The sequence below is a fragment of the Winogradskyella eximia genome, assembly GCF_003386165.1.
GTDB lineage: Bacteria > Bacteroidota > Bacteroidia > Flavobacteriales > Flavobacteriaceae > Winogradskyella > Winogradskyella eximia.
The window spans coordinates 1-17394 of sequence record NZ_QRDV01000005.1 but is presented as its reverse complement, the minus strand read 5'-3'; the positions used below and the strand labels follow the sequence as shown (position 1 = coordinate 17394).

Here is a 17394-nt window from a genome sequence, read left to right as displayed (position 1 = left end):
GATATAAAAACCAATTCCTTTTAGTCATTTCAAAGTTTATTATTACATTCGTTTTTCAATCCATTAGATGACTCCAGAGTTTCTTCGTCGTTATTATATTTTACGCATTATTTCAAACCCTAAAGTTTATGGTATTGAAAAGAATGGGTTTGTTCCTTTGGAAGATTTACAAAAATCTTTAGATCAGTTACGTGCCGATAATATGGATGATCCGCTTTACGATAAACTGAATTTACACAGTCAGAAAACAATTAAGCGTGATTTGGATAAAATAAAATCCTATTATCAAGCTATTATTTTGCACAAGCGTAATTACGGTTATTATGTAGATGGCTATGAAATAAGTGAAGCCTTAAAAGAAATTTACGAAAAAACAGAACTTTATCTCTTGCATCATCATGCCCATGCATGGAAAACTTATGTAACAACAGCACGTAGTTCGTTGAGCTCGCAAGTGGATTTGGTACCTCTAATTCAGGCTATAGAGCAACATTTATTAATTGAAATCACCTATCAAGGCTGGTACGATGATAGCTTTAAGATTATAAGTGGCTTTTTTCAGGCGCTGCACATTAAGGAAATCAATAAAGCTTGGTACTTAATGGCATATAATGAGCAATATGGATTTTACGCCTTTTGTTTAGACAATAGAATAAAGAGTCTCTCCATTAGTAAACAGCACATTAAAGAACCCGTGGCTTTTAGTCCAAAGGATTATTTTAAAAATGTTATCGGCATTTTAAAAACAGATATAAACGCGGAATGGATCCATATAGAAGTGGCCAATCACCATTTTAAATATTTAGAAAATAATCCATTACATCACTCTCAACAAATTGTAACACGGCCAAAAGAATTGAATACCCAAAACTTAGACTATAAAAACCCGAATATTTGGGGAGAAATAAAAGTGTTTGTTGAACCTAATTATGAGTTTTTAATGGAAATCTTAAAGTACAACCTTTGGGTTAAAGTGATTGGTCCATTGCATGTAAAGGCTTATGTAAAGCATCATTTGGAGTATATGCTGAGTTATTACGAATAGATTCATAATCATTTATTGTCTGTTTAAATTCAACTGCTTTTTATCAATTTTTATAATTTATCATGGCATCCTATTATAATAATGAAGTAGACACATTTTGACCATTTCAGACTTACTTTTGATAAAGCTAATAGTTAGGGAGGTTTTCTTAGGAAAATTTTAAAACTAGGTTTATTTAATATTTACGCTTTGAAGCCACAAAATAGGATATAGGGATCGCTATTTATTAATCAAACACTGATTGATGGTTTCAGCCGTAACTTGCTGAAAAAAGCCTCAACCGAATAGGTTGGGGCTTTTATTTAGTAAGAAGCATAAATTACTAAAGCTTCAGTAATTTGTTTTGTATGGCTTTATGTACTTTAAGATAATAGTCATAATTACTAGCCACAAAATGCATGTTGGTTTTGCTATGTTTTAATAAATCCTCAAAATTTTCAAGCGTGACTAATTTTAGCGCTTCAACTTCTGATTCTTGTTTCACTAAAGTGTTTAACGGCACTGTCAATTCTGCGATATACACCTGATGAAATTCATTGTCTTGAATCTTGCCTTCAGCATAACTTGTTTCATGAAGAAAAGTTCCAATTTTTTGAAGATTTTCTGGTACTAATTTTAAACCGATTTCTTCTTCAGTTTCACGTTTAACGGCTTCAATAAAAGTTTCACCAGCATCAATGTGACCTGCAACAGAAACATCCCATAATAAAGGGAAAATGATTTTTTTGTGAGAACGTTGTTGTAAAAGGATTTCACCTTTAGACGTGTATAACCATAAATGAATGGTGTTGTGGTATAAACCTTTAGCATGTGCTTCAGATTTTAAAGCTGTTTCACCAGTAGGTCGACATTTCTCATCTACTATATCAAGGTATTCGTCCATATATTAATAGACCTGTCAGGTTTTAATAATCTGACAGGTCTTAGAATAAGTTTATTTAAAGTAGCTAAACGTTTCTCCGTCTTCTATTTTAAGTAATGTTTCATAAATTAACTTAATCACATTTTCTACATCATCTCTATGTACCATTTCTACTGTAGTGTGCATATAACGTAGTGGTAATGAAATTAGGGCAGAAGCGACACCACCATTACTGTAAGCAAAAGCATCAGTGTCTGTTCCTGTGGCTCTAGATAATGCAGCACGTTGAAAAGGTATTTTCTTTGCTTCAGCAGTTTCTGTAATTAAATCTCTTAATTTTTGTTGTACAGCAGGAGCGTAAGCGATCACTGGACCTTTTCCGATTTCAGCATAACCTTGTGTTTTCTGCTCAATCATTGGCGTAGTGGTATCGTGTGTAACGTCAGTAACAATAGCCACATTTGGTTTAATGGTTTGTGTAATCATTTCGGCACCACGTAAGCCAATTTCTTCTTGAACGGAATTGGTAATATAAAGTCCGAATGGTAATGTTTTCTTGTTTTCTTTCAATAAACGAGCTACTTCGGCAATCATAAAACCACCCATTCTATTATCTAATGCACGACAAACAAATTTGTCTTTATTCAGAATATGAAATTCATCTGGATACGTGATTACACATCCAACATGAACACCCATTTTTCCTACTTCTTCTTTATCTTTTGCTCCTATATCAATACAAATATTGTCTGGTTTAGGTGCTTGTTCTTTGGCTTTACTTCTAGTATGAATTGCTGGCCAACCAAATACACCTTTAACGATGCCGTTTTTAGTATGGATATTTACAATTTTACTTGGAGCAATTTGGTGATCACTTCCACCATTTCTAATGACATAAATTAAACCGTTATCAGAAATGTAGTTAACATACCATGAAATTTCATCAGCATGTCCTTCAATAACCACTTTGTATTTAGCCTTAGGATTAATTACTGCAACCGCAGAACCGTAAGTATCTGTAATAAATTCATCTACATATGGTTTTAGGTAATCCATCCAGATTTTTTGGCCTTCCCATTCATAACCAGTAGGAGAAGCGTTATTTAAATATTTTTCGAGGAAATCGAGTGATTTTTTATTGAGTATGCTTTTAGAAGCCATAATAATTGTTTTGAGTTTCTGTAAAAATAAAAGGATTTCCTAAGCTTTTAATATCTTTTGAAAATTATTTGTAACAAATTCATCTATTTTTACACTTATACATCAATAATCTTAAACTTAAATTCAATTCAATGAAACATCCATCCAAATAAAATGATAATCAATCAAATGATTAATTAGGATGTTCCATGTGACCATAAAAAATAAATAAATATAAACTCATGAAACTAGTTATAACCAACCTTACAAAAACATATAAAAATGGTGTTAAAGCCATTGATAATCTTAACCTTGAAATCGGAACAGGAATGTTTGGACTCTTAGGACCAAATGGTGCAGGGAAATCGTCGTTAATGCGAACTATTGCGACGTTGCAAAGTCCAGATTCTGGGGCTATAATGTTTGGTGATATCAATGTTTTAGAAGATAAAATGGCTTTGAGAAAAGTGTTAGGTTATTTACCACAATCATTTGGTGTCTATCCAAAAATGTCTGCAGAAGCATTATTAGATTATTTTGCAACCTTAAAGGGCATCAGTTCTAAGACAGACCGACAAGTTATTGTAAAAGAAGTTTTAGATATTACCAATTTATATGATGTGCGTAAAAAGCATGTGGCTGGTTATTCTGGAGGTATGAAACAACGTTTTGGTATCGCTCAGTTGTTATTAAACAACCCTAAATTAATTATCGTAGATGAGCCAACAGCAGGATTAGATCCGGCAGAACGCCATCGTTTCCTTAATGTATTGCGTGAAGTAGGTAACAATTGTACTGTTATATTTTCGACACATATTGTTGAAGATGTAAAGGAACTTTGTAACGATATGGCGATTTTAAATGGTGGCCGTATTTTAAAGCAAGCAACACCATCGCAAGCTAGAATAGAATTACAAGGTCGTATTTGGACTAAAATTATTGACCGAGACGATTTAGAAGCACACGAAGCACAATACAATTTATTGTCTTCTAATTATAACGAAGATAACTCATTAAATATTAGAGTATTTAATGATGTTCAACCAAGTGAAGACTTTAAGTCCGTAGAACCACAACTCGACGATGTGTACTTTATAGCACTAAAACAAGACGAACCTGTAAGTGCAGTTTAATTTTTTTAATATTAAAAAAGTACATCTATGTTTTCTACAATATTTACTTACGAATTAAAGTACTGGTTAAAACGACCAGCGACTTATATTTATATGGCTATTTTCTTTATGTTGGCACTGCTTATGGCTGCAACAACAGCAGGAATATTTGATAGCATTACAGCCACAACAAGTTCTGCCCGAATTGTAAATTCTCCAATTGGAGTAAACAATTTATTTAACGGATTAGCCATATTAATTTTCTTTCTATTTCCATCTATTATTGGAGCTTCCATAAATAGGGATTTTAAAAGTGAAATGCATTCCATTTTATATTCTTACCCGTTTACAAAAGCCAATTATTTATTCGCTAAATTTTTTAGTGCTATTGTTATTGTAACACTAATTGTAATGACCATTGGAGTTGGTATGTTTATTGGTTTTAGATTGCCTGGCACCAATTCTGATTTAATTATTGCATTTGATATTAAATCGTATTTCAATGCGTATTGGCTTTTTATATTACCTAATATTCTATTATTTGGAGCTATTGTATTTGCAGTAGTCACCTTTACAAGGAATATTGCTGCAGGCTTTATAACGGTTATTTTATTATTATTTGTTCAAGGTGTTACTGAAAGTTTATTGTCTGATCCAGATAGTCGCTATTTAGCAGCATTATTAGATCCTTTTGGGGCTTCTGCCTCAGATTATTACACACGTTATTGGACGGCTTACGAACAAAACGAATTACATATACCTATTAAAGAAGTGATTCTTTATAACCGGTTAATATGGTTGGGTGTAGCAAGTTTGGTGTTTGGTTTGGTTTATAAGTTTTTTACGTTTAGTCAGAATGCCATGACTATTTCATTCTTTAAAAAACCAAAAGGAGAACGTTCTACTAAACGAAATTTTGGTGGTATCACTAAAATCAATTTGCCAAAGGTTACTAATGATTATTCTTTTGTTCAGAATTTGAAAGCGACATGGAAAATTTCGAATGTAGAATTTAAATATATCGTTAAAAGTTGGCCGTTTATTAGTATTGTTTTAGTTGGATTAATCGTGGTTTTAATTGCCTTATCTGATTTTGGAAATCCAACCGGAACAGCATCATATCCTCGTACTTGGCTGATGCTACGTGGAGGAAGCGCCTTTGTATTTGCAATTAATATCTGTACATTTTTATATGCAGGTATGTTAGTTAACCGAAGTAAGATAGCAAATATGAATGGACTAGAAGATGTAACTCCAATACCAAATTGGTCGTTGTTTCTATCTAAGTTTATTGCCATTGTTAAAATGCAATTACTATTGCTTACGGTAATAATGATTGCAGGTATTTTATTTCAACTTTATAAAGGGTATTTCGATATTGAAATAGGACTTTATATCAAAGAGTTATTTGGATTAAAGTTAATTAATTATGTCATTTGGGCATTCTTGGCTTTAATGGTTCAAACGCTTATTAGAAATCCATATTTAGGGTTGTTTGTCCTCTTAGTGATTTCTATAGCTATTCCGTTTTTAAGCTTGGCAGGAGTTGAGCAACCTATCTTTAAATATAATGAAGGACCAGGATTTGGATATAATGACATGAATGGTTACGGAGATTCGTTAACTAGATATTTAACCTATAAATTCTATTGGGTACTTGGAGGTTTAGTTCTAATGCTAATCGCTGCTTTATTCTGGGTTCGTGGTTTACCACATTCATTTAAAGAGCGTTTAAAAATTGCAAAAGAGCGTTTTAAAACACCAATTGCGATTGCCTTTGTTGCGCTTTTAGCTGGTTTTTTAACAATGGGTTACAGCATTTATCATGCGACAAACATTAATAATGATCGTTATTCTTCAAAAGAGCGTGAAGAAATGAGCGTGAATTGGGAGAAGAAGTACAAAAAATATGAAGACTACGCACAGCCGCGTATTGTTGCTGTAAACGTAAATATGGATCTGTTTATTGATGATCGTAATTTTGAATCTTCTGGAGAATATACAATGATTAACAAAACAGAAACTGCTATAGATAGTGTGTTTTTAAATCATAATGATTATCCAAGTACGTTCAAATTCAGTCGCGAAAACACACTGGTTTCAGAAGACACACTGTACAATTTTGATATTTATAGGTTGAAACAGCCAATGATGCCAGGTGATACCATGACTCTGAAGTTCACAGTTAAAAATAAACCTAACACCTTGTTAGTGTCTAATTCACCTGTGATTAAAAACGGAACGTTTATCAATAACATGCAACTGTTTCCTAATTTAGGATATAATGGAGGTGAGCTTACTGATGATAAAACAAGAGAGAAATATGATTTACCACCTAATAAGTTAAAGCCTCATCCATCAGACTCTACAGCTTTAGGAAATACTTATATTTCTAAAGATAGTGATTGGATAGATTTTGAAGCTACGGTAAGTACTAGCGAAGATCAAATTGCTATTGCCCCAGGATATCTACAAAAGGATTGGGTAGAAGATGGAAGACGCTATTTTCATTATAAAATGGATAGTAAAATCTTGAATTTCTATGCTTTTAATTCTGCAGATTATAAAGTAAAAAAGGATAAGTGGAGAGACGTTAATCTCGAAATTTATTATCACGAAGGTCATGAGTACAATTTAGAAAGTATGATGGATGGTATGAAAGCTTCGCTTGAATATAACAGTGAGAATTTTAGTCCATACCAACACAAACAACTACGCATAGTTGAATTCCCTGAAGGTGGATTTGCACAATCATTTCCTAATACCATTCCGTTTTCTGGTGATGCAGGTTTTATTGCAGATGTAGAAGATAGTGAAGATGGTGATTTAAATTACACTTATGCTATTACTGTGCATGAGGTTGCACACCAATGGTGGGCACACCAAGTGATTGGAGCAGATGTTTTAGGAGCCACAATGTTGTCTGAAAGTTTATCAGAATACGTGGCTTTAAAAGTTCTTGAAAAGGAATTAGGAAAACCACAAATGCGTAAGTTTTTGAAAAAATCTTTAGATGATTATTTATTGAGAAGAACCTTTGAACGTAAACGCGAAAAACCATTAATGTATAATGACGGACAAGGCTATATTCGTTACCAAAAAGGATCTTTAGTGTTTTATGCGCTTAGTGATTATATTGGAGAAGATGTGCTTAATGGAGCATTAAAAACATATGTAGAAAAAGTGAAGTTCCAAGAGCCACCTTACACCACGTCAATAGATATGGTGAACCATATTAAAGCGGTTACACCAGATAGTTTGCAGTATGTGATTAAAGATATGTTTGAAACCATTACGGTGTATGACAATAGAATTAAGACAGCAACATCTACCGAATTAGACAATGGTAAATACAAAGTAGATATTGAGTTTGATGTTAGTAAATACCGAAACGACGAAAAAGGAAAACAATTATTTTCTGAAACAGGAAGAGATTCAATTTCATATCTACCTGAAGGAAAAACAAAACCTATTTTATCGTTACCACTTCAAGATTATATTGATGTAGGTGTCTTTACGGAAAACGAGGTTGATGGTAAAATGAAGGATAAGCCCTTGTATTTAAAGAAACATAAAATCACAACTATTGATAATAAAGTTTCAATTATTGTAGATGAGAAACCTACAGAAGTTGGTGTGGATCCGTATAATAAGCTAATTGATAGAAATTCTGGTGATAACCGTCAGAAACTATAAAAAAAAGCTTTAGTATTTAATTTAAAAGACCTTTCAGATACACTAAATTTGAAAGGTCTTTTTATTTGCTAATTTTTTGAATAAGTTTCATAATATTAATAAGAATTTAGGGTTATAGACTTTAAATATTATTAATTTTGAAATTGTTAAGATTGTAACATTTGGAACGATTTTGGCATTAGAATTATACATGAAGTACATTACCTACATAGCGTTGTTTTTTTCTGTGGTGCTAAGTGCCCAAGAAGATCCTGTAAAACAAGATTCTACAGAAGTACACTACATGTATATAGAAGGAGATTCTATACCTGTAACTTCAGTGGAATTAAATGAAGTTTTAGTCTTACCGAATTTAAAATTTGAAGACAGAGCAGCACGCATTAGATATATTATTTTAAGACGAAAAACCTTAAAAGTATATCCTTATGCCAAGTTGGCTGCAGAACGTTTAGAAGCCTTACAAAAACGATTAGATGAGTTAGAACGTAAGCGCGATAAAAAGCGCTATGCTAAGATTATTCAGAATTATATTGAAGATGAATTTTCAGCAGAACTTAAAAAACTGACTAAAACCGAAGGTCAGATTTTAGTGAAACTAATTCACAGACAAACCGGTAAAACCACTTTTGATCTAATTAAAGAGTTACGCAGTGGTTGGCGCGCCTTTTGGTTTAATAGTACAGCGAGTTTATTCGATATTTCTTTAAAAAAGGAATTTAGTCCTATTGATGAGGAAGAAGATTATTTAATTGAAGATATTCTGCAACGTGCTTTTCAGAACGAGCAATTAAAACGACAAGAACCCGCTTTTGAAATCGATTTTTACGCTTGTGTAAGTAAATGGTCTAAACCAAAAACACCTCCAAATACCAAAAATTAACCATGCGTATTCAAACCAAACTCGAAGAACAACTTAATGCTTGGACACATGGCTTTGGTGCACTTATGGGAATCGCAGCTTTAGTTTTACTTATTGTAAAAGCAGATAGCTTAACTCCTTGGAGTTTATTTAGTGTTATTGTTTATGGACTTTCTATTGTTATTCTTTTTTTAGCTTCAACATTTTACCATGCAGTAGAAGGGGAGAAGCGCAAACACTATTTTAGAATTGTAGATCACGTTAGTATTTATCTACTAATTGCTGGCACGTATACACCTGTGTTGTTAATTCTACTTCCAGAAAGTTTGGGTTGGCCCTTATTTTGGACCGTTTGGGGAATTGCCGCTTTTGGCGTTGTATTAAAATTGTTTTTTACTGGACGCTTCGAGGTGTTTTCAACCCTTTTGTATTTGGTAATGGGTTGGTTAATTGTGTTTGATTTTTCTAATGTTTCTGATGCTCTTGGGCCAAACGGTATACTTTGGTTATTTGCAGGAGGCTTGTTTTATACTATTGGTATTATTTTTTATGCCATTCAGAAAATACCATATAATCATGTGATTTGGCATTTGTTTGTTCTAGGTGGAGCTATATGTCACTTTTTTATGGTTTATCTTCATGTGATTTAAAACCATTTTTGTTAATATAACGATTCAATAACAGCATCTATTTCGTTGTGAATTCTATCTAACTCGTCGTTGTAATTTTCAGAATCATAAGTGATTAATTTTTTTAATAGCTCAAAGGCTTCTAGTCTTAATTCTGAATATTTAAGTAGTTTTTTATTCTGCTCTATGAGTTCTAGAGGTAAATCCTCAATGTCATTAGTTCTATTAATGATTGCTATATTTTCTTTCCATTTAGGAATGGCTATATCATTAATTTCATTTAAAAGGGTGAGGTCGTCTTCGGTACTAAAATGCTCGTAAAACACTAATGATTCTTCTTCATTTATTGTGAATTGCTCCATTTCAGCATCATAGGCATCATATGCTCCATCAGGAACTAAAAAGATAGATGCAACAATAATTGCCATTAAAACAATTAGTGAAATTAGACCAATGCCTGCTGCTTTCCAACCAGAGTAAAATGTATTATTATGTGCTTCATGTGTATCGAGTATTGTGCCATGAATTTTATTTACGATAAGGTAGATAATTCCTGTGTAAACTGCTGGAATTACCATGTTAGGAACTTTATCCATTATAGCTTCTGGAATAAGAAAAAGGGTTCCAAAGATTGCTACTGTGGCTAGAATCGAAATGATTAAGGCGGTTTTTCCTTTATCATTTTCATTTAAAGCTTTGTAATTTTCTTTAATTAAATATCCGGCTGCCAAAGGACCACCAATAAAAGTAGCTAGTCCTATTGATTTTTGTGAATAGAATTTTAAGTCTTTAGTCGTGTTATTTTGTTCAATCATTTTTGAGGTTTAAAGCTTTAAAAGTAACTTTTTAAAATAATATTTTTTTCAAGATTATACTACAGTCTTGAATTGTACATTGTATATAATACTAATCATTCCCATAAACAAGGTTTATAAAATCTGATTTGTCTATAGTTCCAAAATAATCTTCAACCGAAATGTCTTTCAGTTTGTTACTAATTTCATGTTTATCATAAGGCACACCAATAAGAAGATTTTCTATATCTGAAACGGGTTGCCTTCCAAAGAAATCACCAAAGACTTTAAAGTCTGAAATATGGCCTTTCTCAACAAAAATACGAAGATCAATTTCGCCTATAGGAAAACGTTTATTACGTTGAATATTAAATTTTGGTGAACGTCCAAAATTCCAATCCCATAAATCATATTTTTCGGCTTTCAATTCGTGTACTGCTTTCCATTCTGCTTCCGATAATTTATGAGTTTCAAATGGTTCGCTAGCTTCATATAAACCAGTGAGTAATTCCTTTTTAAAGTCTGCCATTGAGATAGGCGTCTTTAAAAAATCGCTGATATTTGCCACACGACTTCTAACAGATTTATGACCTTTAGATTGTATTTTACTCATTTTAACCTGAAGTGCTTTTGCGACTTCACTCATGTCTGTATCAAACAATAAAGTGCCATGACTTATCATGCGTTTTCCTGTAGAAAATTGAGCAGTACCAGAGATTTTTTTTTCATCTACCAAGATGTCATTGCGTCCTTTAAGTTCTGCAAAAACACCCATATCATTCAATACTTTAATCACTGGTGCTGTAAATTTTTTAAAGTTGCTGATGCTCTTGCCATCGTGATTGGTGATGAAACTAAAGTTTAAGTTCCCTAAGTCATGGTAAACAGCTCCACCTCCAGAAACGCGTCTTACCACGTGGATGTTATTTTCGTCTATATATTCTTGGTTAATTTCTTCTAATGTGTTTTGATTACGCCCAATGATAATTGAAGGTTCATTGATGTAGAACAATAAATAATCTGTAGAAGCATCAAAATGTCTTAAAGCATACTCTTCTAATGCTAAGTTTAATTTAGGATTGGTGTTACCTTCATTATCTATAAAAATCATAAGCTTTGTTTAGTTTAAGAGCTAACAAAGATAAAGAAATTGTGAAGGAAGATTAAGCAAAATATAGCACAAACAAAGATGAAAATAGCAGAGCAAGTATTATTGATTCTGTTTTAAAAAATCTAGTGTTTTTTTATTCACGCTTTCTGCTTGGTCAATGGTTAAAAAATGACCTGCATTTTGTATCACTTCACCCTTACCGTTTGGTAGCGTATTGGCAATTTCAACGGTTCGTTTTTCATTAATCATATCGTCATCACCAATTAAAACCAAAACAGGCATTTGTAAAGACTTTAATTCCTTTGTTGTAAAAGGTTGCATACTAGCCATGAATTTATTTATAGAGTCTATTTCTGTTGCAATTTTGTATTGTCTTAAATAGACATCGTTAATCTTAGTAGGATTACTAGACAAGGTTTCTAAACTTTGCTCTATTTGTTTTTCTTTTGAAGAAAATAACGCTATTATATTTTTAAGTAAATCTGTGCTAGGTTTAATCCATGTGAAAGTTTGAGCAGGACTTAATAACACCAAGCTTTTTATCTTTTTAGGATTTTTTAAGGCTAAGTGAACCGCCAACCATCCTCCTCGAGAAGCGCCAACAATATGATAGCTATCTAATTTTAAAACAAATAAAACTTCGTTATACCAAGCTGTAATATTTTCTACATTTTCAATATCATTGTACAGATAAGATTTTCCTGGTTCTAAAATAAAATCAATAGCAAACACGCGATGTGTTTTGGTTAGTGCATCAATATTTGGATACCACATAGTAGAACTCGCATTCATTCCATGAAGTAAAATTAAAGATTCTCCATTTTTAGGACCACTTACAATGACATGAGCAATACCATTAGTTGTTGGAATATATAATTCTTCAAAATCAACATTCCATAACTTTAAAGTTTCATCGTAGGCTTTATAATACGATTCATTTTTACCTGTTGCATTCAGAATATAATCAGGTGTTTCTTTATACTTTTCATAGTCACTAGAGCAACCAAAAAGTAAAACTGAAAATGTAAGCCATAAAAATAGTCTCATATACTGCGATATAAATTTATGTAAATGTAACTATAAAGGTCGTATTCCTGCCGCTATAATTTGAAACCTCATATAGTTTAATATTTTGTCCCCAAAAGAGTTCTTTTTTATACCTATAATTTTATTCTGAGGTAATATCATCTTTGGTTCCAAATTTTCCGTCTGAGCCAGCAGAAGTGATTAAAAAACCTTTTCCATTTTTGGTAATCATAAATTTATATTCTCGATTCCAAGCGTCTTTTTTCCAATCTTGTCTTAAAGGATTATTACCGATTAATTCATTCAGTTCTGTTGGGTATTGCCCTAAGTTTTTATTCCAATTTTCCATTCTGTCTTTCATTTCTGATATTTCTTTTTTCGTCTTTTCTGGAAAAACGGATGTTTTTTGGTAAGTAAAAAACAGAATGGCACTTAAACTTCCAATGACTACAACAGCAATTAATATTAAGACACTTGGTTGGAGAAAATATTTTTGAATAGGTCTTTTAATTCCGTCTTCTTTTTCCTTTTTACTTATTTGCTTTTGATGTTTATAATCTTCGCGAATGAGTCCAAATTCTGCTAAAGTCGATAGTATTAATTCAATCATTTGGTTTGTTTCTTAAATGAACTACGTGTATGTAAGTTGGGAGTGGTTGAGCAGTTAATTATTCATGGTGTTGTAACACGTTTTTATTTTATTCGAAATCTTGATAAAACCTCAAATACTTCACTCGCTTTTTTTTGTGCGTGATAGTTAAAGTGGATATGTTCAAACTCAACGAAACGGCTCATTCCGTGATAAGGATAATCAGGAAGGCAAATTAATAATGGTTCTTCTGGGGTTTCTTGTGTAAAAACAGCTATTGGTTCATTAATGGCTACACTCCAAGTTGCTCTTCCTCCACTTATTCTCGGCAGATAATCAATATTGGAAATATATTTTAAAATTTCAATAATTGTCCAATTTGGTTCTATTACAATTTCCAAAACATGAGGTGCATCGATATCATCACCCATTGCAACGCTTTCACGTGTCAATTTAATTTTTTTCATATTCAAATTGTGATTTTGGTGAAATTTAAGGTTGTTTTTCGGTTTAGGTTAAATGTGTTACATCGTGTTTGTATATGGAAAGTTGTGGGTTTGCGTGCGAGGGTTTTCCGAAGGGAAATCGGATGCAAGCAAACAAAGCAACTCACATTGGTTATTCTAAAACAGCAATTTTTATATACTGTGTTAGTTATAGTTTTTTTAATTTTATTCTTGGATTAAATTCAATGTCTTTGCAGCCATTTAGGTTTTCATTGAATTTACTATTTTTCTCTGCATTATATTCCGTTTTATAGGTTTCATATCCTTCTTTTGAAACCTTAAAATTTGCGTAACACCAAACAAATGGCAAATCAATAGGTGTATGCAACCAATAAATTTTAGATTTTTCGGTAAGTATAAAATTACCATTTATATCAGTTTTTATGATTTGTGATTTCAATTCCTCGTCTTCATAATATCTAATTTCCCTATTCTTTATTTCATTTTTCTCAATTCGCTCGACTGTTGCGTTTTGAATTGGGTTTCCATTTTGGTCAACTACTTGTCCAATTATTTTTGGTTCATATATAACTTTTTCAGGACGAACGAACAAACCCACCAAAAATATCAGAACACAAATCAAAATAATATTTCCAACTTTTTTCATAAATTATAACTAAAGTGTTTGTGTATGTTTACGCACCTAATTTAGCAAATACAAACCGAATAGAAAATCCGAAAGGATTTTTGTAAGCAGGTTCGTACCAAGCAATTAATTTTATACGTTGTTGTGCTTTCGTTATTTTTTAATTTCGGTTTCCAAGAGATTAATTATTTCCTTATTCAGTTCAATACATTTTTCGTGTCTATCAAGTAATAATGATTTATATACAATCAGGTTTTCAACGATATTTTCGAATTCAATGTTTTTGAGTAGATCATTATTGTTTATTTCAAATCCTGATTTAGGAAATCTTATTTTAGTAATTTCTTCGTCATTGGTTTTTTCATCAGAATTTAACCAACTGCCATTTTTAATAATGTATCTAATAAAGTCATCAGAAAAATCAATTACTGATTTCTCTCTGTCTTTTAATGTTTCAAGTGTTGGTAACCAAGAAGAAAGTTTATTCCGTAAAATATCGTTTTTTATTATACCGAGATTACCCGAGTTAATCAAATCCAATAAAAACCCATTTTGAGGATAGTATTTTGGAACGTTTCCAACCGATTGCAGTAAACTATCGATATCGAATGAAGCTTGATATTTACTACCTGTATTATCAAGAATTATGAAACTATTTTTTTTAATTTCTTTTAGTTCTGCAATAGATTTATTTAATTCTGATTGATTGTACTCAAAATCCAGTTTAAGATTAAGAAGTGCCTTTTGTTCAAAATCATTTTTATTTAAGGCATCATTATAATTATTCAATTGCAATGCAATCAAAATTCCGATAACCACAAGAATTATTTCTCCAATAGCATAAATCAAATACTTACTGAATTTGTTTTCAGTCAGCATTTTTTGGCGGATTTTTCTAAAGAATTTTATCATTGGTTAGCGGTTGATTTTAATGAAGCACAACGGTTACGTATAAGAATAGTGCGGTTTTGTGTGCGAGGATTTTCCGTAGGAAAATCAGAAGTAGCAAAAGAGCACTGTTCTTTGTTTAAGCACTAATCTACGCATTATTTTTATGCGATGTTGTAAGTAGTAGTTTGTTTATAGTATTTTATTCCAATACTAGAGTTTATATCTCACGTTCAATTCATAATTCCTTACAGATATAAAGAACAAAGCATACAATGAAAAGATTGTATGCTTTGATTGTGATTTTTATTTATTTTTAAAAAATAAACAACGTTATATCTTAGTCATTATTATAGGTATAAGTATACATTGTAATATCTCCATCTTCATTTTCTTCAACAGTTCTTGGGTAATCAAAACTTGTGTAAGTCATTGTATAACTATAGTTTTCACTTTGATTAGTTGAATTTTCTACTATTGTTTCGCTTAAAAGATTATTTAAAGTAAAGTTTAAAGCATTGCTGTTTTCATAGTCTATTGTTACAAGTTGTTCTCTTAATTCTACATTTTTAAATATGCCATTCTTATTGTCGTATGTATTGGTAGAAGTGTAATAACTTACCTCAGTAGAATTTGTAATATTACCGTCGCTTATCGTAATTGTTGAAGGGTCTGTATTCGGATATGTTATTGACGATTGTGTGATTACCGAATTATCTGCACTATAAGTTTGATTATATTCATAATCTCCAACACCTATAATATTAATTGTAATTGTAGATACTCTTCCTTGTGAGTCGTAAGTGTAAGATTCTAAAATTTCATCATCTGGTCCATCGTAGTAATTAATTTCTGTAAGTAAATTGTTTTCATAAATATAATCTGTATAATAGCCATCAGAGGATTCCTCTTTTATTAGTGTATTATTACTATAAGTATATTCTATAGTTTCAGTTTCTCCATCAGAATAGACTATATCAACTTTAGTTGGTAATATACTTGATGTGTCAGGTATATTTGGTTCATCATCAGAGCTACTTTCACAAGACATTAATGATATTGCTAATAAAGCAAACGTGTAAAATACTTTTTTCATAAATAATAATTTTTATCGTTTAATTTGAGATTATTTTAAAAACAAACGTAATTAAAAATAACTTTAATTACTGTGTAATAACTTTTTGATTTAAAACTTTAGTGTTTAATAATAGATTGTATTTCGATTTGAGTTCTGCTGCGCTATGTGTTTGTGTATGGTTAGTTGCGTGGTTAAGCACCTAATTTAGCAAATAAAAACCGAATAGAAAATCCGCGAGGATTTTCGTAAGTAGGCTATTACTAGCAATGGATTATATACGTTGTTGTACATAGTTATTTTAAACGATAAATTGTTTTATTTTTTTCTCCTATTTTTTCAAATAAATTTAATTCAGTTCCTTTCTTTAAATCTCTACTCGCAGTTGCAGAAGAAATATTCTTAAAAATATCCATATAATCTTTTCTTGTAAATTCAGTTTTATTTAATGAAACATAATATTCTAATCTATCTTTTTCATTTAACGTCCGATTATTAAAATCTAATAATTGACTTATTGAAATGTCAATTACGTTAAGCATATATTCAATAAACTTAGTTGACTTTCCAGATTTATCACTTTCAGCCAAAGCTTTGTAATATTTTTCTTGGTCATTACTGATTAAAGTTTCAAAAGGTAAAAACTCAAATATTGGATATTTTTCCATTAAAATTAAAGTTTGCCATAATCTTCCCATTCTACCATTTCCATCCAAAAATGGATGTATAAATTCCATTTCGTAATGAAAAACACAACTTTTAATTAATTCAATTTCATCAGATTTTTTCAAATATTCAAAAAGGTCTTTCATTAAGTATGGCACATTTTCAAATGGTGGTGCTAAATGCTCAACTTTAGAGCCTTTTACAATTCCGACACTTTGATTTCTATATTTTCCAGAATTTTCGATTAAACCTTCCATTAAGTTTTGATGTGCTTTTAAAAAAGATTTTTCATTAGAAGGATTGTAATCTTCCAAATTTTCATAGATTTTGATTGCATTTAAAACTTCAAGAACATCTTTTTTAGGTCCAATAACTCTTTTGTTTTCAAGAAGTGCAGTAATTTGTTCCTCTGTAAGTGTGTTTCCTTCTATTTTTAACGAAGAATGAATAGTTTTGATTCTATTCTGTTTTCTCAATTTAGGTGAAGGTCTGTTTAATAAATTAGCATTTACTTCTCCTATTTTCTCTGAAATAGAAGTTATTAATTTTAAAATAGAAGATGTTATTTCGTAAGGTGGTTTCATTTTTGATACTATCATTTGATATTATCAAAGTTACAATCATTTAATCTGAATTATGTTATGAAACTTAATTTTTTTAATGTCTAGTCCTGAAATATGGCTACAGGTTAAAATTGAATTTACGCTGATAATTTATATACCATATTAGGTGTTTTATAGTCTAAAGATAAATGTAATCTTATTTCGTTGTATAAATTAATTGCACTTTTTGCAGCTCTTTTAGCGTGTG

16 protein-coding genes are annotated in these 17394 nt (G+C 31.2%); 5 read left to right on the top strand and 11 right to left on the bottom strand.

Annotated features, from left to right (window positions below; genetic code table 11):
* The first annotated feature begins 67 nt into the window (after positions 1–67).
* Positions 68–1045: a helix-turn-helix transcriptional regulator gene (locus DFQ10_RS11220; protein ID WP_115817523.1), complete on the top strand. Its 978-nt coding sequence runs from the start codon at positions 68–70 to the stop codon at positions 1043–1045.
* Positions 1046–1367: 322 nt separating this feature from the next.
* Here the strand turns inward: DFQ10_RS11220 and DFQ10_RS11215 are convergent, their stop codons facing one another.
* Complete coding sequence (locus DFQ10_RS11215; protein WP_115817522.1) at positions 1368–1928, bottom strand: NUDIX hydrolase; 561 nt, start codon at positions 1926–1928, stop codon at positions 1368–1370.
* 51 nt (positions 1929–1979) lie between these two features.
* A complete protein-coding gene (locus DFQ10_RS11210; RefSeq protein ID WP_115817521.1) occupies positions 1980–3068 on the bottom strand; it encodes a M42 family metallopeptidase in 1089 nt (362 codons plus the stop codon).
* A gap of 221 nt (positions 3069–3289) precedes the next feature.
* Here DFQ10_RS11210 and DFQ10_RS11205 point away from each other — a divergent pair, with 221 nt between their 5' ends.
* The 4 genes from DFQ10_RS11205 to trhA all read left to right on the top strand — a co-directional run bounded on the left by DFQ10_RS11205 (position 3290) and on the right by trhA (position 9364).
* Entirely contained in the window at positions 3290–4180 is an 891-nt protein-coding gene (locus tag DFQ10_RS11205) for an ABC transporter ATP-binding protein (RefSeq protein WP_115817520.1), read from the top strand.
* A gap of 27 nt (positions 4181–4207) precedes the next feature.
* Positions 4208–7855, top strand: coding sequence for an ABC transporter permease/M1 family aminopeptidase (locus DFQ10_RS11200; RefSeq protein ID WP_115817519.1), 3648 nt, complete (start codon positions 4208–4210; stop codon positions 7853–7855).
* Between the two features lie 190 nt (positions 7856–8045).
* Positions 8046–8735, top strand: coding sequence for a DUF4294 domain-containing protein (locus DFQ10_RS11195; RefSeq protein ID WP_115817518.1), 690 nt, complete (start codon positions 8046–8048; stop codon positions 8733–8735).
* Positions 8736–8737: 2 nt separating this feature from the next.
* Entirely contained in the window at positions 8738–9364 is a 627-nt protein-coding gene (gene trhA, locus DFQ10_RS11190; RefSeq protein ID WP_115817517.1) for a PAQR family membrane homeostasis protein TrhA, read from the top strand.
* An 11-nt stretch (positions 9365–9375) separates the two neighbouring features.
* Here the strand turns inward: trhA and DFQ10_RS18585 are convergent, their stop codons facing one another.
* The 9 genes from DFQ10_RS18585 to DFQ10_RS11145 all read right to left on the bottom strand — a co-directional run bounded on the left by DFQ10_RS18585 (position 9376) and on the right by DFQ10_RS11145 (position 17168).
* Positions 9376–10158 (bottom strand): hypothetical protein, encoded by a 783-nt coding sequence (locus DFQ10_RS18585; RefSeq protein WP_181897625.1) that lies wholly within the window; start codon positions 10156–10158, stop codon positions 9376–9378.
* 91 nt (positions 10159–10249) lie between these two features.
* On the bottom strand, positions 10250–11248 hold the full coding sequence (locus DFQ10_RS11180) for a lipoate--protein ligase (RefSeq protein ID WP_115817516.1): 999 nt from the start codon (positions 11246–11248) through the stop codon (positions 10250–10252).
* Positions 11249–11347: 99 nt separating this feature from the next.
* Positions 11348–12295: an alpha/beta fold hydrolase gene (locus DFQ10_RS11175; protein WP_115817515.1), complete on the bottom strand. Its 948-nt coding sequence runs from the start codon at positions 12293–12295 to the stop codon at positions 11348–11350.
* 121 nt (positions 12296–12416) lie between these two features.
* Positions 12417–12884 (bottom strand): type II secretion system protein GspG, encoded by a 468-nt coding sequence (locus DFQ10_RS11170; protein ID WP_115817514.1) that lies wholly within the window; start codon positions 12882–12884, stop codon positions 12417–12419.
* A gap of 83 nt (positions 12885–12967) precedes the next feature.
* Positions 12968–13330: a hypothetical protein gene (locus DFQ10_RS11165; RefSeq protein WP_115817513.1), complete on the bottom strand. Its 363-nt coding sequence runs from the start codon at positions 13328–13330 to the stop codon at positions 12968–12970.
* 187 nt (positions 13331–13517) lie between these two features.
* Positions 13518–13976, bottom strand: a complete 459-nt coding sequence (locus DFQ10_RS11160) for a transthyretin-like family protein (protein ID WP_115817512.1) — start codon at positions 13974–13976, stop codon at positions 13518–13520.
* Between the two features lie 132 nt (positions 13977–14108).
* Entirely contained in the window at positions 14109–14867 is a 759-nt protein-coding gene (locus DFQ10_RS11155) for a hypothetical protein (protein WP_147299215.1), read from the bottom strand.
* Between the two features lie 316 nt (positions 14868–15183).
* A complete protein-coding gene (locus tag DFQ10_RS11150) occupies positions 15184–15939 on the bottom strand; it encodes a hypothetical protein (RefSeq protein WP_147299214.1) in 756 nt (251 codons plus the stop codon).
* Between the two features lie 275 nt (positions 15940–16214).
* Positions 16215–17168, bottom strand: a complete 954-nt coding sequence (locus DFQ10_RS11145; RefSeq protein WP_115817509.1) for a Fic family protein — start codon at positions 17166–17168, stop codon at positions 16215–16217.
* Between the last annotated feature and the right edge of the window lie 226 nt (positions 17169–17394).

Bases quoted from the DNA above. Each gene is read 5' to 3' on its own strand.
- DFQ10_RS18585 (WP_181897625.1), bottom strand. From the start codon at position 10,158: ATGATTGAACAAAATAACACGACTAAAGACTTAAAATTCTATTCACAA.
- trhA (WP_115817517.1), top strand. From the start codon at position 8,738: ATGCGTATTCAAACCAAACTCGAAGAACAACTTAATGCTTGGACACAT.
- DFQ10_RS11215 (WP_115817522.1), bottom strand. From the start codon at position 1,928: ATGGACGAATACCTTGATATAGTAGATGAGAAATGTCGACCTACTGGT.
- DFQ10_RS11210 (WP_115817521.1), bottom strand. From the start codon at position 3,068: ATGGCTTCTAAAAGCATACTCAATAAAAAATCACTCGATTTCCTCGAA.
- DFQ10_RS11145 (WP_115817509.1), bottom strand. From the start codon at position 17,168: ATGAAACCACCTTACGAAATAACATCTTCTATTTTAAAATTAATAACT.
- DFQ10_RS11220 (WP_115817523.1), top strand. From the start codon at position 68: ATGACTCCAGAGTTTCTTCGTCGTTATTATATTTTACGCATTATTTCA.
- DFQ10_RS11170 (WP_115817514.1), bottom strand. From the start codon at position 12,884: ATGATTGAATTAATACTATCGACTTTAGCAGAATTTGGACTCATTCGC.
- DFQ10_RS11160 (WP_115817512.1), bottom strand. From the start codon at position 13,976: ATGAAAAAAGTTGGAAATATTATTTTGATTTGTGTTCTGATATTTTTG.
- DFQ10_RS11200 (WP_115817519.1), top strand. From the start codon at position 4,208: ATGTTTTCTACAATATTTACTTACGAATTAAAGTACTGGTTAAAACGA.
- DFQ10_RS11150 (WP_147299214.1), bottom strand. From the start codon at position 15,939: ATGAAAAAAGTATTTTACACGTTTGCTTTATTAGCAATATCATTAATG.
- DFQ10_RS11205 (WP_115817520.1), top strand. From the start codon at position 3,290: ATGAAACTAGTTATAACCAACCTTACAAAAACATATAAAAATGGTGTT.
- DFQ10_RS11175 (WP_115817515.1), bottom strand. From the start codon at position 12,295: ATGAGACTATTTTTATGGCTTACATTTTCAGTTTTACTTTTTGGTTGC.
- DFQ10_RS11180 (WP_115817516.1), bottom strand. From the start codon at position 11,248: ATGATTTTTATAGATAATGAAGGTAACACCAATCCTAAATTAAACTTA.
- DFQ10_RS11155 (WP_147299215.1), bottom strand. From the start codon at position 14,867: ATGATAAAATTCTTTAGAAAAATCCGCCAAAAAATGCTGACTGAAAAC.
- DFQ10_RS11165 (WP_115817513.1), bottom strand. From the start codon at position 13,330: ATGAAAAAAATTAAATTGACACGTGAAAGCGTTGCAATGGGTGATGAT.
- DFQ10_RS11195 (WP_115817518.1), top strand. From the start codon at position 8,046: ATGAAGTACATTACCTACATAGCGTTGTTTTTTTCTGTGGTGCTAAGT.